Below are 5,530 nucleotides of genomic sequence, written 5' to 3'. Positions count from 1 at the left end.
AACGAATGTGCCCGATAGCTGTACGACGGTGCGTCAACCGCAGCGTCGTAACTGCCTGATCGTGTCGGGCCCGAAATGGAGAGACTTGAGTGATATCGAGCATCAGCCGGCCACGGACTTCACCTCATCCGCTGACCGGCAATTTCTACGACTGGGCCGTGATCGTCGACGGCGATGAGATTAGCTGGCAGGGCTATGCCGGCCCGCTGAGATTCGACGAAACCGACTTCGCCATCGCTACGCGAAAATTGCTGTCGATCGAACCCGGCGAACTGCCCGAACTGGTCGCAGAGCACGTCGAATTCGCCTCACCAGGCCAAGGACAACGGCGTCTGATGGTGCACTCGACCACGCCCTATGCCAGCAGCTTCGAAACCGATCTCAGCGCAATGGTCGAAGGCCGGCAGGTCCTGGACCTCACCACATACGTGGAGACGCGCGGCCTGTACCTGGCCCGCAGCGGCGACCTCGTCGTCGGCCGTACCCGGCCTTGGCGCCACGGTTTCGCGGCGGAAGGCGTTGAGCGCCTGGTGCTTCCGGACACCGACTATTACTACATGTCTCAGGCGCTGCTGCGCCGCGCGGTCGACGGCGGCGACCGGGATCCGGTGATGCGTCAGATCATCGAATTTCTGCAGGCGAACCCGTCAACAGTGGTGTGCCCCTACGATTTCGAGCCCGAGTTTCAGCTGTTCGTGACGTGGCTGGCTCGCATCACCGGCCTTGGCCGAATTCGGGTCGACGCCAACGATTCTCGTCTTGGGGTGTGGAACCGCAAACGCATGCTGCATCCCACGATCGAGGCCGCGTTGAGTGTGGCGAGCCAGGTCCAGGGCCAGCCGGGCGCTGTCATCCTCGAGCACGAACACCGGGCCAGTGAGGCCTTCGCCCAGCTCCAGGTGCCCATTCCGGTGCTGCCCGGCTACGCCGTGCCCTGGCGGGCAAACCGCGACGACTTCACCCGCGATCTGCTGCGGGCCAGCACGCTTTTGCAGGATCGCTATGGCCTGACCCGCGCCTGCCTGAAACCGTCCGACGGCGGCAACGGCGGACGCATCACCCCGGGCATCGAACTCCACGACACTGCTCGTGTCGAAGAACTCGCGGCCAGCGCCTGGAAGCTGGGCGGTGACCAAGTTCTCGAAGCACACGTCACCTACTTCGAGAGGGAGGTCGGCGGCGAGCGCGTCTTGACCACGCCGTCGGCGCATGTGCGCTCGGGCGAACTGCTCGACGGGCTCACCCTGCAGTTCATGCGCGGCACGTCGTGGAAGGGCAACATCTACGTCGGCCTCGAGGAGTGGCAGCGCCTGGGGCTGGACAACGGCGTGTACGCAGCGCTGCGCGCCACCATGACCGAGTTGCATCAGCGGCTGGGTTTGTTGCACTGCGGCATCGACTTTGCGGTCGGGACCGTCGGCGGGGTGTTCGGCGACACCGTGCTGGCGGCGGTCCAGGACATCAATCCCAAAGTCACCGGTGCGCTGTTCCTCCGGGAGTTCATGGCACGCCATCCCGAAGTCGGTGCCGGTGCTGCCACCCGGGTGCTGAGTCCGGATGCCACGGAAAGTGCCGAGCGAATCCGCGAATTGGTCGCCGGATGCTCGACCGTCCAACATCCTTGCGAAGAAGTCGGCGTCGTGCCGGGCCGCTGGGCGATGATCGCCACGTCGGCGGCCACGTCGCTGACGGCGGGGGCGCAAGCGTTGACCATGGAACGGACCCTTGCTGCTGCGCGCTGATCGGGATTGGTGACGGCGAGATAACAACTGTCGCGACGCGCTGGCGCAATCCCGGGAACGCCGCGGCGCGCGACTTATCGTCGCGTTGTGTACCGCCGTACTGTTCTCCAATTGCCGCTGTTGTTGGCGGCGGGCACGGCTCTGGCTCAAGTGCCGCGCGCCTCTGCTGATCCACCACGAACCTCGACCGAGTCCAGCAGGTGGTCATCGGATCGGGCCAACCGTTGGTACCAAGCCCAGGGCTGGCCGGTTGGCGCGAACTTCATCACCTCCAGCGCCATCAACCAGCTCGAGATGTTTCAGCCGGGTACCTATGACCCGCGCCGTATCGACACCGAACTCGGTTGGGCCCGCGCGCACGGACTCAACTCGGTGCGGGTCTTTCTGCACGACCAGTTGTGGGCTCAGGATTCGCGTGGATTCCAGACCCGTCTGGCGCAGTTCGTCGGCATCACCGCGCGGCATCGCATCAAGCCGCTCTTCGTGCTGTTCGATTCCTGCTGGGATCCGTTCCCCAAATCGGGCCAGCAGCGCGCGCCGACGCCCGGGGTGCATAACTCGGGCTGGGTGCAAAGCCCCGGCGCCGAACGTATCGATGACCAGCGCTACACCCGTACCCTGCAGGACTATGTCACCGGTGTGATGACCCAATTCCGCAACGACGACCGGGTTTTGGGATGGGATGTGTGGAATGAGCCCGACAATCCCGCTCCGCAATACGCCCGTGTCGAGCGTGCCGACAAGCTGGACCGGGTGGCCGACCTGCTTCCGCAGGTCTTCGGTTGGGCGCGCTCGGTCGACGCGCGTCAGCCGCTGACCAGTGGGGTGTGGGACGGTGAATGGGCAGATCCGGCTAGCCGAACCACAATTCAGAACATCCAGCTGGCCAACTCCGATGTGATCAGCTTCCACTCCTACGCCGGCCCGTCGACCTTCGAGTCGCGGATCAACCAGTTGACGCCGCACGGCCGGCCGATTCTGTGCACCGAGTACATGGCCCGCCCGCAGGGCAGCACCGTCGAGTCGATCATGCCAGTTGCCAAGCGGCACAACGTCGGTGCCATCAACTGGGGGCTGGTGGCCGGCAAGACGCAGACCTACTTTCCGTGGGACTCGTGGAAGCACCCGTACGCGGCGGTGCCCAAGGTGTGGTTTCACGATCTGCTGCGGCCGGATGGCACCGCGTTCGACAACACCGAATCCCAAACCATCAGGAGCCTCAGCGTCCCGACGTATGGTTGAGCCGTGACGGTCACCAAGTCGATATTGTTGTTCGGATTGGCCGCGCTGCTGGAGATCGGCGGCGCCTGGCTGGTCTGGCAGGGTGTCCGTGAGCACCGCGGCTGGACCTGGGCCGGTTTTGGCGTCATCGCTTTGGGCGCTTATGGTTTCGTCGCGACTTTTCAGCCTGACGCGCAGTTCGGCCGCGTGCTGGCCGCCTACGGCGGCGTGTTTGTCGCCGGATCGTTGGTGTGGGGCATGGTGGCGGACGGATTTCGGCCAGACCGATGGGACGTCGCTGGGGCCGCGGTCTGCCTGGCCGGGGTCGGCTTGATCATGTACGCGCCGCGCGGGCGCTGATCACTCCCTCTGCTCGATGACCCCGGTCGCGTGCTGCGCTCGGTCTTCGTAGCTGCGGCGCGCGTGCGAGTCGACGGCGAGGAAAACCGTGTCATTGCCCATCTTCTTGTTCAGCCAGCGCCGGCCGCGATCAGGTATCAGCGTCGCCACGGCCGCAAAGGACTTGCCCCAACTGGGAACTGAAACACGGGATTTCGGCTTGTCGAGCACTTTGACGATCGCCGCGGCGATATCGGCCGGCTCGACCGGCTTCTGCGCCGACGACGGCGTCGTTCCCGAGATCAATTCGGTGTTGGTGAAGGTCGGCAACACCGCGGTGACCTTGACGCCCTGCGGCGCGAACTCGTCGGCCATGGCGCTGGACAGCCCAACGACACCGAATTTGGTGGCGGCGTAGACGACTTGGCCCGGCACGGCCACCATGCCGGCCAGCGATGCGATGTTGACGATGTGCCCGGCACGACGCCTCACCATCTCCGGTAGTACCAACTGACAACCGGTCAGCACACCGTAGAGGTTCACCTCGATCGACGAGCGGATTGCGTGGGCCGACTGCTCCAGAAATGGTCCCACCGGCATCACACCGGCGTTGTTGATCAGCACGTCGATGTGTCCCCCGCCGTCGGCACGGGCCTTGTCGAGGAAGGCCGCGAACGACTCCTTGTCCGTGACATCGAGGGGATGGCCGCTCACCTGGCCCAGGGCGCTGATTCCGGCGACCGCGCTCTCGAGCACATCGAGATCCCGGTCGCCGATGACCACCCGTGCACCCCGGGCCAGCAGCGCCTGCGCGGTCGCGTACCCGATGCCGCGGGCAGCGCCGGTGATGACGACGGTCTTGCCCCTGATGTTGTCCATTCGACGAACTTTACAGGTGTCAAGTCTGGCGCGTAACCGCTGTTCAGGGCTGGTCAGCGGCGCCGGTTTGGGGCGACAGCAACGTAGCGGCCCCCGATTGTTCACCCTCCAACTAGTCGGGCAGACTCCCTATTGCGCTCAAGGGATACTCTCTGATATCTGTATAACCGTAAACGATACGTAACGAATGAAACTGGCTGCTGAAGCAAGTAGGCGGTCTGTCAACCTGGGAGGGGGGATCGATGAGATCCGCACCTGTGAGCACCGCTGTCGGAGGATTCTCCCTCAGTCGGGGCTTCAGCTGGCCCGATCCCGACATCGAGGGCACCCTCGTCATCTCGCAGCCGTCGGTTGACCCGGAGCTGTGGGCCGAATACGCGGCCGGCGCCGTTCGCAGCTATAGCAAGCGGGGAGTCGAATGCGCTCTCGACATCGACGCGCTACGCAGCGGTGACGACACGATCATGTTCGGTGCTGTCGTCGACGACTCCGGACACGTCGCAGGCGGTTACCGGGCCATCGCGTTGGGCTCGGCCGACGATTCGCATGCGGTCGAGGAGTGGGCGGGCCGGCCGGGCCAGCAGGAGGTCCGGCAGATGATCGCCGAGCGCGTGCCCTACGGGGTTCTGGAAATGAAGACCGGCTGGGTGACCGACGCGGCCGGCCGAAATCCGCTACTCACCACCGCCTTGGCGCGTAGTTGCTTCTACATGATGGTGATGCTGGATTTCCAATACACCATGTGCACGGCTGCCACGCCGGTGCTGAACAGCTGGCGGTCGTCGGGATCTGTGGTGGCACCCATCCCCGCGACGCCGTATCCCAACGAGCACTACCGAACCAAGATGATGTGGTGGAACCGGCGTGATTTCGTCAGCCACGCGCTGCCGGGTCAGCTCGCCAAAATCGTCAGTGAGACAAAGGACTTGCTCCACGAGCAATTCCGCAGAACCCAGGCCGGTGTCGGTTTCTCCAACTTGGTGCCGTCCAACCCGGCGCAGCTCGTCTTATCGCACGCCGTCGAGATGGCATAGCGATTGCCCCAGTCCCCGGACGCACGCCCCGGTCCGCAGAACGCCCAGTCCGCCCAATTCGCAGAGGTAACCACCATGGATGACAATTCAGAACCCGTTTGGATCATGTTCGCGACGGACGTCGAAAGTCGCGACAAGTTGCTCACCTACGCCAGCGGATCACAATGGCAGGTAGATCCCAACACCGCGGCGTCGCTGATCTTGGTCGGAGCGGCCGAGCGGCTGGCATCTCCGCTCGAAGCGCCCATCGCCGCCGGGGTTAACGGAATGTCGATGATTTCCCGCCAAAGCGCCTGAACTTCTTCAGATGCCGAG

Annotated in this window: 6 protein-coding genes; 5 read left to right on the top strand and 1 reads right to left on the bottom strand. The window is 64.4% G+C overall.

Annotated elements, in window-relative coordinates; all coding sequences use genetic code 11:
- Positions 1 to 89 precede the first annotated feature (89 nt).
- The 3 genes from AC2VOU_RS10455 (at position 90) to AC2VOU_RS10445 (ending at position 3,323) form a co-directional block, all read left to right on the top strand.
- A complete protein-coding gene (locus AC2VOU_RS10455) occupies positions 90 to 1,742 on the top strand; it encodes a hypothetical protein (protein ID WP_486957317.1) in 1,653 nt (550 codons plus the stop codon).
- An 87-nt stretch (positions 1,743 to 1,829) separates the two neighbouring features.
- Positions 1,830 to 2,984 (top strand): cellulase family glycosylhydrolase, encoded by a 1,155-nt coding sequence (locus AC2VOU_RS10450; protein ID WP_486957316.1) that lies wholly within the window; start codon positions 1,830 to 1,832, stop codon positions 2,982 to 2,984.
- Between the two features lie 3 nt (positions 2,985 to 2,987).
- Complete coding sequence (locus AC2VOU_RS10445; RefSeq protein WP_486939659.1) at positions 2,988 to 3,323, top strand: YnfA family protein; 336 nt, start codon at positions 2,988 to 2,990, stop codon at positions 3,321 to 3,323.
- Here the strand turns inward: AC2VOU_RS10445 and AC2VOU_RS10440 are convergent, their stop codons facing one another.
- Positions 3,324 to 4,181 carry an SDR family oxidoreductase gene (locus AC2VOU_RS10440; RefSeq protein ID WP_486957315.1) on the bottom strand — a complete coding sequence of 286 codons (858 nt, stop codon included), beginning with the start codon at positions 4,179 to 4,181 and terminating at the stop codon, positions 3,324 to 3,326. It lies immediately after the preceding gene.
- 242 nt (positions 4,182 to 4,423) lie between these two features.
- On the opposite strand from AC2VOU_RS10440, the gene AC2VOU_RS10435 reads away from it, so the two are divergent.
- On the top strand, positions 4,424 to 5,215 hold the full coding sequence (locus tag AC2VOU_RS10435) for a hypothetical protein (protein ID WP_486957314.1): 792 nt from the start codon (positions 4,424 to 4,426) through the stop codon (positions 5,213 to 5,215).
- A 75-nt stretch (positions 5,216 to 5,290) separates the two neighbouring features.
- Entirely contained in the window at positions 5,291 to 5,512 is a 222-nt protein-coding gene (locus AC2VOU_RS10430; RefSeq protein ID WP_486957313.1) for a hypothetical protein, read from the top strand.
- Positions 5,513 to 5,530 lie beyond the last annotated feature (18 nt).

This window comes from Mycobacterium sp. TH-M25 (genome assembly GCF_057473665.1).
The sequence above is the reverse complement of the archived record's forward strand: the minus strand, read 5'-3'. Positions and strand labels throughout refer to the sequence as shown.

Excerpts from the sequence above, each read along its gene's own strand:
- AC2VOU_RS10435 (WP_486957314.1), top strand. The coding sequence starts at position 4,424 with ATGAGATCCGCACCTGTGAGCACCGCTGTCGGAGGATTCTCCCTCAGT.
- AC2VOU_RS10430 (WP_486957313.1), top strand. The coding sequence starts at position 5,291 with ATGGATGACAATTCAGAACCCGTTTGGATCATGTTCGCGACGGACGTC.
- AC2VOU_RS10440 (WP_486957315.1), bottom strand. The coding sequence starts at position 4,181 with ATGGACAACATCAGGGGCAAGACCGTCGTCATCACCGGCGCTGCCCGC.